The sequence below is a fragment of the Promicromonospora sp. NPDC019610 genome (genome assembly GCF_044389365.1).
Classification (GTDB): Bacteria; Actinomycetota; Actinomycetes; order Actinomycetales; family Cellulomonadaceae; genus Promicromonospora.
On the sequence record NZ_JBIRXX010000002.1, the window covers coordinates 1,224,999 to 1,239,389 of the forward strand.

Below are 14,391 nucleotides of genomic sequence, written 5' to 3' on the forward strand. Positions count from 1 at the left end.
GCCCGTGCACCGCCGGGGTCATCGCACGCCCCGGGCGGTCAGGGCGTCGCCCAGCCCGTCCGCGTGCTTGAGCGCGACCACCAGGAACGGGATCGCGAAGAGCCGCAGGCTCCGCCCGCCGCCCCGGGCCCGCTGCGCCTCGCGGACCTCGCGCTCGATCCTCGCGAGCACGGGCAGGGTGCTCAGCGTCACCGCCACCGTCAGCGCCGCCCGGTCGGGGTCGACCCGCAGCAGCGCCAGCGGCCTCAACGCCCGTTCCAGCACGTCCAGCAGCTCGCTGAGCGGTGTGGTCGACGTGAGCAGGCCGCTGATCACCACGGCCGCGGTCACGCGGGCGACGTTCGCGACGGCGTCCTCGGGGCCGGCGAACACCAGCTGCCCGGCGGCGATCACCACGATCATCCACCGCACGACGGCCACCTGGCGGAGGAGCTCACGCATCCCCGCCCCACGGACGGCGTAGCAGCTGACGCAGACCGCCGCCGTGACGCCCGCAGCCCACCAGGTCGCCGGGAGCAGACACACGCCGAGCACGACGAGCATCAGCACGACGGCCTTGGGCCCCGCCGGCAGCCGGTGCCACGGGCCGTCGCCCGGCCGGTACAGGGTCAGCATGCGAGCTCCTCCTCGTAGGCCTCGACGATCGCGTCGGGCGCTCCGACCGCGGCGATCGTGCCGTCCTGCACCAGGACCGCCGTGTCGCACCGCCGGGCCAGGGCGAGGTCGTGCGTCACCAGGAGCAGCCGGTGGTCTCCGTCGGCGAAGAGGTGGTCGGCGACCCGGCGGGCGTTGCGCGCGTCCAGGTAGGCGGTCGGCTCGTCGGCGATCACGAGATCGGGGCGGCGGACGAAGGCGCCGCACAGCGCGAGCAGCTGCTTCTGCCCGCCGGACAGGTCGTGCGACGCACGGTCCGCGACGTCGTCGAGGCCGAACCGGCGGAGGGCCTCGTCGACCCGCCGGTCCCGCTCCCGCCGGGGCAGCTTGTCGGACCGCAGCGAGAACGCCACGTCCTCCGCCACGGTCGGCATGACGATCTGGGTGTCCGGGTTGCTGAACACGACGGCGACGCGACGGCGCAACCGGGCGGCGTCGCGCACCGGGTCGAGACCGAGCACGCGGACCGTCCCGCTCGTGGCGTGGGCGAGCCCGCCGACGAGCCGGGCGAGGGTGGACTTGCCCGACCCGTTCTCGCCGACGACGGCGACGGTGCGCGCGTCGAGCGAGCACGTCACGCCGCGCAGCACGTCCGTGTCCCCCAGGCGCACGGCGACGTCGGTCAGGTCGAGGTAGCTCATCGGACCACCTCGACGACGGCCGCGACGCCCATCCCGCCGCCGACCGACGCGGCGGCGACGCCGAGGGTCCCCGCGGGCGCACCCGCACGGACCAGCCGGCTGAACAGCCGCACCACGGCGACTGCGCCGCTCGCGCCCCACGGGTGACCGAGCGCGAGCGCCCCGCCGTCGGCGCAGACCCGTGGGTCGTCGTCGGCGAGGCCGATCCGGCCGAGCACGGCCAGCGACTGGGCCGCGAAGGCCTCGACGATCTCCACGGCGGCGACGTCGCCGATCCGGGCACCGGCGGCGTCGAGCGCCGCGAGCACGGCCGGGGCCGCGCCGATGCCCGGCAGGGCCGGGTCGCACCCGACGACCGCGTGCCCGCGGACCACGAGGCCGGCGGCGGCGCCCCGCAGGCGGTGGGGCACGATCGCGACCGTCGCGGCGCCGTCGCTGATCCGCGTGGACGTCCCCGCGGTGACGGTGCCGCCCGGGAAGAGGGGGCGCAGGCGGGGCAGCAGGGGCTCGGCCACGCCGATCGAGTCGTCGGCGAGCACGCCGAGAAGGGGCACGAGCTCGGCGTCGAGCCGCCCGGCGTCCCGGGCCGCGCGGGCCCGCTCGTGGCTGCGGGCCGCGTGCGCGTCCTGCCGCTCCCGGGTGAGGCCGTCGGCCCGGGCGAGGTCCTGGGCCGCCTGGACCATGTCCGGGTCGGGCCAGCCCGACGGCGTGAACGGGGCCCGGTCGTAGGGGACGCCGTCGACCGACCGGGTCGGGGCGGTCGACGCGCTCTCGACGCCGCCGGCGATCCGCGGCCGGTCGTCGCCCGCGCGGATCGCGGTCGCCGCGTCCAGGACGGCGGCCAGCCCGCTGCCGCACTGCCGGTCCACGGTCACGCCCGGCACGCCGGCGCCGAGCCCGGCGGCGAGCGCGGAGACGCGGGCGGGGTTGCCGCCGGGCCCCATGCAGTTCCCGAGCACGACATCCGCGACCGTGAGCGGCCGCCCGGTGGCGGCCGCGGCGTCCGCGAGGGTGGCCCGGATGACGGGGGCGGCGAGCTCTTCGGCCCTGACCTGGGCGAACGCCCGGCTGCGGGTGCCGATCGGGGTGCGCCGCGCGGCGACGAGGACGGGCTGCTCAGCCAAGCCGGCTCACCTCGCCCGTGCCGATCCGGCGCAGCACCTCCGCGCGGGCCGGCTTGCCGGACGCCGTGCGCGGCAGCGGACCCGCGAACCACACCCGGGGCCGGTGGGCGGGGGCGAACCGGGTCTCGGCCAGCGAGCGCAGCCGGCTCACCGTGGGCGGCGGGGCGCCGTCGTCCACCTCGACCATCGCGGCGACGAGCGCGCCGACCCGGGGTGTGGGAATCCCGAAGACCACGGCGTCGGCGACCCCCGGGAGCGTGCGCAGGCCCGCCTCGACCTCGTCGGGGACGACGGTGGCGGACGCGGTGAGGATGGCGGAGTCGGCGCGCCCGCGCACGGTCAGCGTTCCGTGGTCGTCCACGGTCGCGAGGTCGCCGACGGTGCTCCAGGCGCCGCCGGTGCGCAGCGGGCCGGGCTCGCCGAGGTAGCCGAGGGCGGTGTAGGGCGAGCGGGCCCACAGCTCGCCGTCCTGCACGTCGATCTCCACCCCGGGAAAGGCCCGCAGGCCGCGGCCGTCGTCGACCGCGACGAAGGAGAGCTCCGCCGCCCCGTAGTACCCGACGACCCGGATGCCGCGCGACTCCGCGTCCGCCCGCAGCCGTGCGTCGACGTGGGAGCCGCCGACCAGGGCCGTCCGCAGGCGTGGGGCGGCGCCGGCGTCGAGCAGGGCCCGCAGCGCGTGGGGCGTGCCGTGCACGAGGGTGGCCTCCTCGGCGCCCGGGCCGCCGGGGAAGACCGGCCGTGGGCCGCCCCCGAGCGCGTGGGCCAGCGAGAACAGCGTGAGGGACGACGCCGGAGGGACGGGCAGGAGGATCCTGTCCGCGGGCCCTGTGGTCTGGAGCAGCCCGGAGACGGCGGCGAACGACCGCTCCCATGACGCCGCGGTACGCAGCACGGCGCGCGGGGCGCCGCTCGTGCCGGAGGTCAGTGCGGCCCAGGCCGCGCCGGCCGGGACCGGGGCGTCGGCGGTGAGGTCCCGGACCGCGGACCACTGCGCCGCGGGCCAGCGGTCGTCACCGACGAGGGGGACGTCGCCGTCGTCGCGCACGGCGCGGATGCTGTCGAAGATCTCGTCGGGCGCACCGCGCAGCACCACGATGCGTGCGGTCATCGCGTCGCGTCCGGGGCCGGGGCGTCCTCCCGCCGCGGCGGGAGCCACGTGCGCCGGAACGCGCGGGGGTACGCCCGCAGGAGCGTCGTGACGGTCAGGGTCGCGAGGACCGCCTTGACCAGGTCGCCGGGGACGAAGACGAGGCTGGTCAGCGCGGTCTCCCCCAGGGACAGGCGCGTCACCAGGCTCTGCACCGGGATGCCGAACGCGTAGACGACCACGATGCCGCCGACGAGCATGGCGACCGCCGTCCGCCAGACGGCCGGCTTCCGCGCGGAGGCGTGCACGATCAGGCCGGTCACGAACGCCCCGGCGACCCAGCCGGCCAGGTAGCCCGCGGACGGGCCGACGAAGACGCCGATCCCGCCGCGCCCTCCGGCGAGCAGCGGGAGGCCCACGGCGACGAGGGCGAGCAGCACGGCGACGGCCAGGGCGCTCAGCCGCGGTCCGAGGACCGCGCCCGCGAGCATCACGCCGAACGTCTGCGCGGTGATCGGCACGGCGCCGAGCACGCTGAAGCTGCCCGGCAGGCCGAGCGCCGCGATGAGCGCGACGAAGACGGCCAGACGGGCGATGTCGGTCGCGTCGATCGCCCGACGTCGTGGGCTGGGTGCTTCGGGCATGGGTGTGGTCTCCTCGTGAGAAGGGTGCACTGAACGGTGTTCACCTGAACGGCGTTCATGAATATAGTGGCAACATGGTGGCTTCGGTGAACTCGCGTCGACGGAGCCGCGACGACGTCGCCGGGATGGCCCTGCACCTCCTGGACGAGTACGGCCTGCCCGACCTGACGATGCGGCACCTGGCGACCGCCCTCGGCGTGCAGCCGAGCGCCCTGTACTGGCACTTCCCGAACAAGCAGGCACTGCTCGCGGCGGTCAGCGAGCGGATCCTCGCACCGATGGCCGAGGTGTCGGGCGACGGGACGTCCATGCACGACGCCGTGCGGGCCGTCGGCACAAGGATGCGCGAGTGCCTGCTCGCGCACCGCGACGCCTCCGAGCTGGTGTCGAGCTCGCTCGCTCTCGGGCTGGTGAGCTCACCCGTGCGGCCGCGGCTGCTGGCCGCCGCTCGCCTCCACGGCGTGCCCGACGCGCTGGCCGAGGTGGCCGCCGAGGCGGTCATGCACTTCGTGGTCGGCTTCACCTTCCACGAGCAGCAGCGCCTGGCCGCGGACCAGCTCGGGCTGCTGCCGGAGACCGCCGCCTCGAACCTCGGCGAGGCGCGCGCGGGCTCCCCCGCGGACGCTGACTTCGCCGAGGCGCTGACGATGATCGCGCACGGCCTCGAGGTGTCGATCGCCCAGCACCGGGACGTGCAGAAGACCAGGCGGGACGAACTTTCACGCACGGCTGGATGAGCCCCCGGCTACTCCATTCCGGGGGTCACGACCCTTCCACGCCGTAGTCGCCCGTCACATGCACGGACCGGAAGCGCCGTTCACCGCCCGAGCCTGGCTCCAGCTCCGTCATGGCGAACAGCTGGTAGTCACCGGGGGGCATACCGGCGTCGGGGTCCGCGAGGCATGACCGGTCGGGTCCGACCGGCACCACGACGGTGACCTCACCCTCCTCGTCGATCCTGAGGTCCTGCACCGGCTCGGACCCGACGTCACGACCGACCCCGACAACACGCCCGTCGCTGAGCCAGACCAGCGTGACCGGGCTGCGAACGGTGTCGACCGGTTCGCCGTCGGCCTCGAAGAACGTGACCGCCACGCGTTCCTCGGACGGACCTGTGGTCTCGGCCCGGGCCTGCAGGCCCGAGGTCTCCCGGCTGCCCGGGATGGCGGAGGCATGGACCCCGCAGGCAAGGTCCGTACCGCTGAGCCACGGCGGCTGGTACCCGTCGCGGATGTCGACGTCGAGCGAGGCTTCGACGGGAACGTCGACCGCGGGCACCTCCATGGTGACCGGCTCGCTGACGGCGATGCCACGACCTCCCGCGGTGTCGATCCACGGCATCGCCGCGTACACGTCATAGGTTCCGGCGGGTCGTGCGTCCCGGTACTCCTCCCAGGGCCCACCGCGCATCGTCCACGACCCGCACGCCGTGGCGGCGCGCGCGTCTGCCACGGCATCCATGGACCCGCCGGCGGCTGGAAGGTCGTACCCGAGGTGCTGCCAGCCCCTGCCGATGTCGACCACGCGCCCGGCCTGCGCGAAGACGAGCATGGGCTCCCCTCCGTCGAGCTGCGGGCCGTCCGCGTCCGTCCGCGTGATCCGGAGCAGCGCCTCCACGTGACCGACGGCGGGCCGGATCTCACCGGTGAGCTCCAGCCGAACGCGGTCGGACGTCGACCCCAGGTCGCTCACGTCCATCCCGCACCGGTACTGCGCGCCGTGCTGGCGCCACGCGCCGGGCGCCCAGCTCCCACCGACCGCCGCGTCAGGGCGCGGGACGGCCGGCGGCACCGGCTCGGACAGGAGCCGTCCCGGGCCGAGGAACGCCGCGAGCGTCAGCAGGCCCGCAAGCACCAGCGAGACGCCGGTGACGACACCCACCTTCGCGGCGCGACGCCGGCGGACCGCTCCCGCCACCGCGCCGAGCCGCTCGTCCAGGTCCGCGTCCACAGCTGGGGCGGGAAGCTCCACGAGCAGGCCCTGGAGCTGCTCCATCGCGTTCGACAGGTACCGCTTGATCGTGCCCGGCCTGGTCCCGAGCTCCGTCGCGATCTGGGGCACCGTCATGTCCTCGAAGAACCGGAGCGTCACCACCTCGCGCTGCCGGGGCGAGAGCTGCCGCAACGCGACGCCCACGTCGACCCGCAGGGCCACCGCGTGGTCCACCCCGGACGACGAGCTGCCCTCGACCAGGAGGTGCTTGACACCCGACCAGCGGTTCTCCCGGCGGTACCCGTCCAGGAAGATCGTCAGGATCGCCCGGCGCACGTATGCCTCGGGACTGGACAACCGTGGCTGGTCGAGATCGACGACCTGGTGGCCAGGGGTGGCCGCGGGCACCCGGCGCAGGCGCGAGTAGACCTTGACGAGCGCGTCCTGCACCAGGTCCTCGGCCTGCGCCCTGTCCCGGCACAACGAGTACGCGTACCCCACCAGCAGACCGCCACGCCTCGCCACGAGCTCCGTGAGCTCGGCCTCCCACTGCGCCATTGCGACGTCCCCTTCTCCCTGTTCACCCTTCCTGACGCGTGGGGACCGGAAAACGATGCAGCCCCCGGCGAGATCTCGGCAGCGACGAGCGGCAGCCCGGGCCGCACGACCGAGCGTGACCAGCCGTGCACAGCGCCCGCGTGGAGGGACGCGTGGCCGCCCGGTTCGAGCAGACGATCGCGGACGGCGACCTCGCGAGCGAGCCCCGGCCCCCTATCATCGGCCGCGTGCTGAAGACCCTCCCTCCCGGCGCCCCGTCCGACGGGGACCTGGTCCGCGCCGCGCGAGCCGGCGAGACGAGCGCGGTCGGCCTCCTCCTGGCCCGGCACCGGCCCGCCATGCTCGCGGTCGCGACCGGCGTGCTGGGTCACGTCGCCGACGCCGAGGACGCGGTCCAGGAGGCCGCGCTCGTGGCCCTGCTGCGGATCGACGACCTGCGGGACGTGGACGCGGCGGGGCCGTGGCTCCGGTCCGTCGTGCGCAACGCCTGCCGGATGCGGCGGCGCGCGCGGGCCGACCTGCCCCTGGACGAGCAGCACGCGGACCGGCTCCCGAGCGCCGAGCCCGACCCCGCGGACCTGCTGGACCGGTACGCCAGCCGCGACTGGCTGTGGACCGCGCTCGGCGAGCTGCCCACGGACCTGCGCCTGACCCTCGTCCTGCGGCACCTCGGCGGGCTGCCCGCCTACCGCGACATCGCGGCGACCCTGCAGATCCCCGTCGGCACGGTCCGCAGCCGGCTCGCGGAGGCCCGACGGCGCCTGGGGACCGCGTTGCTCGCCACCGCCGAGGCCGCGCACGACGACGTCGCCGCCGTGACCCGGGCCCGGCGCGGCGAGGCCGGCGAGATGCTGGCGGCGGCCGACCGGGGCGACTTCGGCTCGGTGCTGGGCGCGGGCTGGTCGCCGCTCGTGGAGTCGACGTGGCCACGCGGACACGTCACGACCGGGCACGGCTACATCCTGCGGGCCATGGCGGCAGACGTCGCCGACGGCGTGCGTCACCGGCTCGCCGACGTCGTGGCCGGTCATGACCTCGTCCTGTGGGAGATCGAGCTGCTCAGCCCGCCGGAGGACCCGGAGCACTGCCCGCCCGGCGCGCTGTGGGTGCTGCGCCTGGAGGACGGCCTGGTCCGCCGGGCCCACCTGTTCCACCGCCCACGGATGTGACGCACGCCACTCCCCTGACGCCGAACTTCCTGGCGCCGGCGAGCATCGTGCAGGTGTGAACACACGGACGACGGACCCGACCGAGCTCGCCGAGAGCGTCGAGGCCGAGATGATGTACCGCTACGAGACGAACGCGCCGGCCCTCGCGCAGGAGGGACTCGGGATCGCGACGACCCGGATCGGCGGCGGCGTGGTGCTGTCCGCCCGCCTGGACCCGTTCGACTACTGGAGCAAGGCGCTCGGGTTCGGGTTCGCGGAACCCGTCACGCACGACCTGGTCGACCGGGTGATCGCCTTCTACCGCGAGCAGGGCACCCCCACCGCCGTCCTCCAGGTGGCGCCGGCGGTGCTGCCGCCCGACTGGGCGCGGATCCAGGAGGCGCACGGGCTGCAGCCGGCCGGGTCGTGGCTGAAGCTGGCGGCTCCGGTCGCCGACGTCCGGGCCGAGGCCGGCACCGACCTGCGGGTCGGACCGGTCGGCGAGGCCGACGCGCACGAGTGGGCCTCCGTCGTCTCGCGGGCCTTCGGCATGGAGAACCCCGCCATGGTCGCGATGCTCGCCGAGAGCGTGCGGCACCCGGCCGCCACGCCGTTCGCGGCCTGGGACGGCGACACGATCGTGGCCGGCGCGAACCTCTACGTGCACGGCACGGTCGCCTCCCTGAACTCGGGCGCCACGCTGCCGGAGCACCGTGGCCGCGGCGCCCAGTCGGCGCTGATCGCCGCACGCCTGGCCGCCGCGCGGGCCGCGGGCGCCACCTGGGTGGTCGCCGAGACCGGCGCACCCGCGCCGGGCGAGGTGAACCAGTCCCTGGCCAACCTGCAGCGCGCCGGTCTGGAGGTCCGCTACGCGCGGCAGAACTGGCGCTGGCGCGCCTGACACGAAAGCCCCGGTCAGTCCAGGTGCCGCAGCTCCGGCCACAGCGCGGCCCAGCCGCCCGCCGGGCTGCGGCACTCCAGGATCGACACGCCCTGCTCCTCGTTGTCGACGCCCACGCCGTTGTCGAGGCGCCCTCTGGGGGCGCACTCCTCGAACCGGTCGCCCCAGGCGCCCGGGGCCTCCGTGAGGACCAGGGCGACGGTCGCGGACGCCGGCGGCGGCCCGTACTCCCACAGCTCGTTGTGCCCCGAGTACGCGGCAGGCAGCCCCAGTGCGGGGCCGTACCGGTCCACGGCCCCGGCCTCGCCGTAGTTCTGCGTCAGGACGACCGTCCGGTCACGGTCCTCCGCGGGGAGCGCCGCGTGCACGTCGGCGATCTGGCGTACGTACTCGGGCCAGCCGACGGCGTCCTGCGCCGCGGAGTTGATGTCCGCGACCGGCGTCTCGCCCAGCACCGCCACCGGCACCAGCGGCAGGCTGATGACCAGGCAGACCACCGCGTTCAGCGCGACCAGTGCCACGACGACCGCCCGCCGCCGGCCGGCCCGGGCCCAGCCCGCGACCGGTACGCACCCCGCCGCGAACAGCACCGACAGCAGACCCGTCGCGTAGTACGTCTGGGACCCGGCCACGTAGGTGAACACGAGCAGCACCGGGTAGGCCACCACCAGGAAGCGCAGCAGGGGCCGGCGGCGCCACAGCCACACCAGCCCCACGAGCCACACCAGGGCCAGCGGCGGGCCGAGCGTGAGCAGCTGGAACAGCCACATCTCGGAGCGCACGTCGGCGGCGTTGTTCTCGCCCAGCGCCGCACCCATCGCCAGCTGCGGCCAGCCGTTCGTGGCCTGGAACACCAGGTTCGGCAGGCCCACGAGCAGCGCGACGACGGCGCCGGCCCACGGCCAGGGTGTCGTGAGCGGCCACCGGTCCGGGGCGGCCGACCGGCGCAGCGTCCGCCACGGCCAGGCGACGACCAGCCCCAGCAGGATCCCGCCGAGCAGGGCCACCACCAGCAGCTTGTTGTACAGCGCGACGCCCGTGACGAGCCCGGCGGCGAGCCACCAGCGGGGGTCGCGCTGCACGGCCCGGATCACGCACAGCAGCACCGCCGGCCACATGAGCAGGTCCAGGCTGGACGTGAGCAGCGTGTGCCCGAACGCCACGGGGATCGCCGCCGTCCCGTAGCCCCAGGCGGCCAGCGCCTGCGCGCCCGCGCGCCCGCCCAGCTCACGGGCGACGAGCGCGATCACGACGATCGCGGCCAGGTGCGCGAGCGTCGCCGGGATGCGCAGGACGAGCAGCGTGTCGCCGAACAGCTCGGCGAAGGTCCGCGCCAGCCACGGCGTCAGGGGCGGCTGGTCCACGTAGCCCCAGCCCGGCTCCAGCATCCGGAAGTACAGCTCGTCCCGGTGATACCCGTACCGGGTGCTGGTCGCGGTCAGCAGCACACCGAGCACCAGCACCGCAGCGCCCACCGGGCGCCACGCCACGGCGGGCAGCGGGCCGGTGGGCCGGGCGTCGGCGGGGTGCGCCGGGCCGGGGATCGAGTCGGGTGGTGCGGACGCGTCCGCCATGGTCGGGAGCGTACCGACGGCTGCGCGCGGCACGCCAGGAGACGGCGCGCCGGAAGACGGCCGGGCGTCAGAGGCGGAGGTCCGCCCACGCGGCCGCCACCCACGCGGCCAGCACCACCAGCACGAGCACGACGTCGCCCCGGCCGATCGGGACGGGTCGCCACACGGTACGGGGGCGTTCGCCGAGGCCCCGAAACTCCAGCGCCAGCGCGATGCGTTCGGCCGACCGGATCGAGGTGACGAGCAGCGCGAAGGCGGCGCGCCCGGCGTCGGGCAGGCCGAACCGCGGACGTCCGCGCCGCAGGGGCGCACGCACCGCCTGCGCCGCCCGGACGGTGGCCCATCGTGCGGGCATCGCCGTGAGCATGCGGTGGCCCGCCAGCACCGGGTAGGCGTACCGGGGGCTGAGGCGGGCGTGCTGCACCAGGCTCACCATCAGGTCGCGGGGCGGCGTGGAGGCCAGGAACCCGATCGTGAGCACGCCGATGACGAGGCCGCGCAGCGCGAGGGCGACGCCGACCGTCAGCCCCTCGACGCTGACGGGCGCCCCCGGCACGAGCGGCGTGCCCGGCCGGCTGAGGCCGTTGACGGCGACCAGCCCCACGCCGAACACGACGAACGGCACCTGCCCCAGCACGAGGGTGCGCAGCGGGACGCGGGCGGCGACCCCGACCGCGACGACCGCGAGCGCCCAGAGGCCGAGCAGCGGGCGCGGGTCGAGGAAGCCGAGGGTGGCGAGCGAGGCGGCCAGCAGGATCGCCGCCTTGATCGTCGGGTTGCGGCGGCCCAGGTAGGGGCGGCGGCTCGGATAGGGGCGGCGGCTCGGGTAGGGGCGGCGGCTCGGGTCGGGGGTGCCGGCCGTCATGCGGCCACGCCCGGTGTCAGGGCGGCGGCGTCCATGGCGCGCAGCACCTCGACCAGCTCGCGGCCGTCGCGCACCTCGTGCGCCAGCCGGCGGAGCAGGGCGGGCGGGCGCAGACCCGCGCCGGCGAGCAGCGCCTCGTCGCGGAGCAGGTCGAGCGGCGTCGTGTCGGCCAGCAGGGCGCCGTCCGCGAGCACGAGGACGCGGTCGGCGTAGCCCGCGACGGCGCGCAGGTCGTGACTGGAGAACAGGACGCCGCGGCCGTCCGCCGCCGCGTCGCGCAGCGCACGGAGCACACCGACCGAGGCGTGCCGGTCCAGGCCGAAGCCGGGCTCGTCGGCGAGCAGGAACGGGTGCTCGTGCACGAGCATCGCGGCGAGGCTCAGGCGACGTTTCTGCCCGCCGGAGAGCCGGTAGGGGTTGTGGTCGGCGAGCCGGGTGAGCCCGAAGCGGGCCAAGGCCTCGTCGACCCGGGGCGCGGCGTCGGGCGGCAGGCCGTGCGCCACCTCCTCGCGCACCGTCGTGGCGGTGAGCTGGTGCTCCGGGTTCTGGAACACGAGCCCGGCCCGGGGGCCGTCCACGCTGCCGGCCGCCGGCCGGTCGAGGCCCGCGAGGCAGGTCAGCAGCGTGGACTTGCCGCTGCCGTTGGCCCCGACGAGCGCCGCCGTGGTCCCCGGGCGGAGCTCCAGGTCGACCCCGTGCAACACCTCGCGGCGTCGGCCCCGAGGACCGCGCGCCACGGACAGACCACGGGCGCGAAGGGTCTGGCCGCCGGGCAGGGCAGGGCGCCGGGCGACGCCGGACACGGGCGCGACACCGGGCGGAGCAGGGCGCCGGGCGACGCCGGGCACGGGCGCGACGCCGGAAACGGGCACGTCGTCGGACACGGGCACGTCGTCGGACACGGGCGCGACGCCGGGCACGGGCACGTCGCCGGGCACGGGCGCGACGCCGGACACGGACCGGGTACCCGGCGCGACGTCGGCCGGGCCGAGCTCCCGCAGCAGCCGGGCCGCCAGCGACCCGCCCGCGAAGTGCGCTTCTACCCCGCCATCTGGCCCGGAATCAGGGTGGTTCCGGGCGCAATGGCGGGGTAGAAGCGCACCTCCGGACCGCGCCACCGCACCGTCGTCGCCCAGGAGCGCCGCCAGCTCCAGGTCGAGCGGGAGCCAGCAGCCCTCCCCCACGAGCTCGCGCAGCACGGGCACGGTCAGCTCGCCGACGGCGACGTCGTGCCGGACGCGCCCGTCGGCGCCGAGCACGATCCAGCGCTCCGGGAGCGCCCCGGCGCCGGCGTCGCCCGCCAGCTCGTCGAGCCGGTGCTCCACGAGCACCCAGGCGGCGCCGGTCTCCCGTCGCACGACGTCGAGCGCGCCGCGCACGGCGTCGATCCCGGCGGCGTCGAGCATGGAGGTCGGCTCGTCGAGCAGCAGCAGGCGGGGCGACGGCGCGATGGCCGCCGCGAGTGCCACGCGCTGCAGCTCTCCGCCGGACAGCTCCGCCGTCGCCCGCCCGGCCAGGTCCGCCGCCCCGGCCCGGTCGAGCGCGGTGCGCACGGCCGGCCCGATGAGGCCGGGGTCGACCGCGAGGTTCTCGAGCGGGAACGCGACCTCGTCGAGCACGTCGGGCAGGCAGACACCCGACTCGGGATCCTGGGCCACGACGCCCACGATGTCGGCGAGCCCCGCGATCCCGGTGTCGGACACGGACCGGCCGGCGACGCTCACCGCGCCGTCCACCTGCGCGTGGACGGCGTGCGGGACGGCGCCGTGCAGCAGCCGGAGCAGCGTCGACTTGCCGGATCCCGACGGGCCGAGCACGAGCACGCTCTGCCCGGCGTCGATGCGCAGGTCGACGGGTCCCACGCCGTCGCCGGTGCCGTAGACCGCCTCCAGGCCGGTGGCCTCGACGACGGCGGCAGCGCCCAAGACGCCAGCGCCCACGGCGTCAGCGCTCACGGCGCGCCACGGGCCCGCGGAGCGCGGCGTCCGCCCGGCCGATCGCGAACTCGTCGAGCACGCCGGTGCCGTGCAGGCGGTCGACGATCACCTTGGCGAGCAGGCCGCCCAGCACGACGCCGGAGGCGAGCTGCATGCCCAGGCGCAGCGCCAGGATGTCCTGTCCGTACCAGCCGAACCGGAACGCGGACCACACGAAGACCAGGCCCGCGCCGAGCAGGCCCGAGACCGCGTACACGCCCCACCCGAACCGGCGGTAGCGGGTCAGCGCGAACGGGAGCTCGCTGCCGGCGCCCTGGATCGCCGCGGCCACCAGCAGGAGCGGCCCGACCGGGGAGCCCAGGAACACGACCTCGACCACGGAGGCGATCACCTCGGCGATGATGCCGACGAACGGCTTGCGGATGATCGCGACCGCGATGGGCGCCACCAGGAGCCACCCGCCGAGCAGCACGTGCTGGGCCAGGTCGCCGGCCGGTCCCATCGCCACGGCGAGCCCGTTCCACGCCTGGACGAGCGCCCAGTACAGGAAGCCGAACACCACGCCGAGCATCACCATGAGCACGATGTCGCGCAGCGGCAGCCGGGCGCGGGGGCGCTCCGTCGTCCCGCTCATCGCGTGCCACCCGCGTGGCTCGGGCTGTTCACGGAGAGGGTGAGGTGGCTGGTGACGTGCTGCACCGTGCGGCCCGCGAGGACCCAGCCGGCGAAGGCGCTGGCGAGCACCCGTCCGGCGTCGCCCTCCAGGCGGGTGACGAAGTGCTGCGAGCCGCGGAACGTCCCGTTGTCCTTGGCCAGCTCGATCGCGGCGTAGATGTCGCGCATGTGGTCCGGCGTGACGTCCGCGCGGACGTCGTCGGCCAGCGGGTACAGCGCCCACTCGGCCGAGACGAACCGGCCGGTGTCGCGCCCCCGGGGCACCTCGGTGACCCGCGGGCCGGCCCCGCCGGGCAGGTCGCAGGCCACCTCGCCCGGGCAGCCCCGGGACAGGTGCACGGTGATGGCCGCGTGCCTGCCCGACGCCGCGATCCCGGCCGTCAGGTCGGTCACGTAGCGCAGCAGGTCGCCCTCGGCGCCGCCCACGTAGGTGCTCACGTCGCCGGTCTCGACGACCAGCCCCGTGGTGTCGGCCTGGCGCAGCGCGCCCAGGATCACGTCGACGTAGTCGTCCGACATCACCGCCGCGGTGATCCGCGCGCCGACGCCGAAGCGCATCGGGTCGCCGCGCAGCTCGGCGGTCTCGTCCGTTGCCGTGGCGTGGTCCGCCATCAGGTCCTCCCCTGTCCGTCGGATATCCGTCGGGCA

14 protein-coding genes are annotated in these 14,391 nt (G+C 75.8%); 3 read left to right on the top strand and 11 right to left on the bottom strand.

From position 1 onward, the window contains the following. Positions 1-18 precede the first annotated feature (18 nt). The 5 genes from ACH45N_RS17120 to ACH45N_RS17140 are packed head-to-tail and all read right to left on the bottom strand — an operon-like array spanning position 19 to position 4,153. A complete protein-coding gene (locus tag ACH45N_RS17120; protein WP_397395961.1) occupies positions 19-615 on the bottom strand; it encodes an energy-coupling factor transporter transmembrane component T family protein in 597 nt (198 codons plus the stop codon). Then, positions 609-1,295 carry an energy-coupling factor ABC transporter ATP-binding protein gene (locus ACH45N_RS17125; RefSeq protein WP_397395963.1) on the bottom strand — a complete coding sequence of 229 codons (687 nt, stop codon included), beginning with the start codon at positions 1,293-1,295 and terminating at the stop codon, positions 609-611. Before ACH45N_RS17125 ends, ACH45N_RS17120 begins: the two co-directional genes overlap by 7 nt. Next, positions 1,292-2,419 (bottom strand): thiolase family protein, encoded by a 1,128-nt coding sequence (locus tag ACH45N_RS17130; RefSeq protein ID WP_397395965.1) that lies wholly within the window; start codon positions 2,417-2,419, stop codon positions 1,292-1,294. The genes ACH45N_RS17125 and ACH45N_RS17130 overlap by 4 nt, the downstream gene beginning before the upstream one ends. Beyond that, on the bottom strand, positions 2,412-3,530 hold the full coding sequence (locus ACH45N_RS17135; protein ID WP_397395967.1) for a class I adenylate-forming enzyme family protein: 1,119 nt from the start codon (positions 3,528-3,530) through the stop codon (positions 2,412-2,414). The genes ACH45N_RS17130 and ACH45N_RS17135 overlap by 8 nt, the downstream gene beginning before the upstream one ends. Beyond that, a complete protein-coding gene (locus ACH45N_RS17140; RefSeq protein ID WP_397395969.1) occupies positions 3,527-4,153 on the bottom strand; it encodes a biotin transporter BioY in 627 nt (208 codons plus the stop codon). Before ACH45N_RS17140 ends, ACH45N_RS17135 begins: the two co-directional genes overlap by 4 nt. Positions 4,154-4,227: 74 nt before the next feature. Between ACH45N_RS17140 and ACH45N_RS17145 the strand changes: the two genes are divergently transcribed. Next, on the top strand, positions 4,228-4,890 hold the full coding sequence (locus ACH45N_RS17145) for a TetR family transcriptional regulator (RefSeq protein WP_397395971.1): 663 nt from the start codon (positions 4,228-4,230) through the stop codon (positions 4,888-4,890). 25 nt (positions 4,891-4,915) lie between these two features. On the opposite strand, the gene ACH45N_RS17150 is transcribed toward ACH45N_RS17145, so the two are convergent. Beyond that, positions 4,916-6,643, bottom strand: coding sequence for an RNA polymerase sigma factor (locus ACH45N_RS17150; protein WP_397395973.1), 1,728 nt, complete (start codon positions 6,641-6,643; stop codon positions 4,916-4,918). 152 nt (positions 6,644-6,795) lie between these two features. On the opposite strand from ACH45N_RS17150, the gene ACH45N_RS17155 reads away from it, so the two are divergent. Further along, positions 6,796-7,812 (top strand): RNA polymerase sigma factor, encoded by a 1,017-nt coding sequence (locus ACH45N_RS17155; protein WP_397395975.1) that lies wholly within the window; start codon positions 6,796-6,798, stop codon positions 7,810-7,812. 55 nt (positions 7,813-7,867) lie between these two features. Beyond that, entirely contained in the window at positions 7,868-8,692 is an 825-nt protein-coding gene (locus ACH45N_RS17160; protein ID WP_397395977.1) for a GNAT family N-acetyltransferase, read from the top strand. Positions 8,693-8,706: 14 nt separating this feature from the next. Here ACH45N_RS17160 and ACH45N_RS17165 read toward each other — a convergent pair whose 3' ends face one another. From ACH45N_RS17165 to ACH45N_RS17185, 5 genes are all read right to left on the bottom strand, one after another. After that, positions 8,707-10,266, bottom strand: a complete 1,560-nt coding sequence (locus tag ACH45N_RS17165) for an ArnT family glycosyltransferase (RefSeq protein WP_397395978.1) — start codon at positions 10,264-10,266, stop codon at positions 8,707-8,709. A gap of 67 nt (positions 10,267-10,333) precedes the next feature. Then, positions 10,334-11,131 (bottom strand): energy-coupling factor transporter transmembrane component T family protein, encoded by a 798-nt coding sequence (locus ACH45N_RS17170; RefSeq protein ID WP_397395980.1) that lies wholly within the window; start codon positions 11,129-11,131, stop codon positions 10,334-10,336. Beyond that, positions 11,128-13,086, bottom strand: a complete 1,959-nt coding sequence (locus ACH45N_RS17175) for an ATP-binding cassette domain-containing protein (protein ID WP_397395982.1) — start codon at positions 13,084-13,086, stop codon at positions 11,128-11,130. The genes ACH45N_RS17170 and ACH45N_RS17175 overlap by 4 nt, the downstream gene beginning before the upstream one ends. Next, on the bottom strand, positions 13,076-13,702 hold the full coding sequence (locus ACH45N_RS17180) for an ECF transporter S component (protein ID WP_397395984.1): 627 nt from the start codon (positions 13,700-13,702) through the stop codon (positions 13,076-13,078). The genes ACH45N_RS17175 and ACH45N_RS17180 overlap by 11 nt, the downstream gene beginning before the upstream one ends. Continuing rightward, complete coding sequence (locus tag ACH45N_RS17185) at positions 13,699-14,355, bottom strand: YkoF family thiamine/hydroxymethylpyrimidine-binding protein (RefSeq protein ID WP_397395986.1); 657 nt, start codon at positions 14,353-14,355, stop codon at positions 13,699-13,701. Before ACH45N_RS17185 ends, ACH45N_RS17180 begins: the two co-directional genes overlap by 4 nt. Positions 14,356-14,391: the final 36 nt, after the last annotated feature.

Coding starts and splice junctions, on each gene's coding strand:
- ACH45N_RS17120 (WP_397395961.1), bottom strand. CDS start 615: ATGCTGACCCTGTACCGGCCGGGCGACGGCCCGTGGCACCGGCTGCCG.
- ACH45N_RS17165 (WP_397395978.1), bottom strand. CDS start 10,266: ATGGCGGACGCGTCCGCACCACCCGACTCGATCCCCGGCCCGGCGCAC.
- ACH45N_RS17180 (WP_397395984.1), bottom strand. CDS start 13,702: ATGAGCGGGACGACGGAGCGCCCCCGCGCCCGGCTGCCGCTGCGCGAC.
- ACH45N_RS17135 (WP_397395967.1), bottom strand. CDS start 3,530: ATGACCGCACGCATCGTGGTGCTGCGCGGTGCGCCCGACGAGATCTTC.
- ACH45N_RS17185 (WP_397395986.1), bottom strand. CDS start 14,355: ATGGCGGACCACGCCACGGCAACGGACGAGACCGCCGAGCTGCGCGGC.
- ACH45N_RS17170 (WP_397395980.1), bottom strand. CDS start 11,131: ATGACGGCCGGCACCCCCGACCCGAGCCGCCGCCCCTACCCGAGCCGC.
- ACH45N_RS17125 (WP_397395963.1), bottom strand. CDS start 1,295: ATGAGCTACCTCGACCTGACCGACGTCGCCGTGCGCCTGGGGGACACG.
- ACH45N_RS17145 (WP_397395971.1), top strand. CDS start 4,228: ATGGTGGCTTCGGTGAACTCGCGTCGACGGAGCCGCGACGACGTCGCC.
- ACH45N_RS17140 (WP_397395969.1), bottom strand. CDS start 4,153: ATGCCCGAAGCACCCAGCCCACGACGTCGGGCGATCGACGCGACCGAC.
- ACH45N_RS17150 (WP_397395973.1), bottom strand. CDS start 6,643: ATGGCGCAGTGGGAGGCCGAGCTCACGGAGCTCGTGGCGAGGCGTGGC.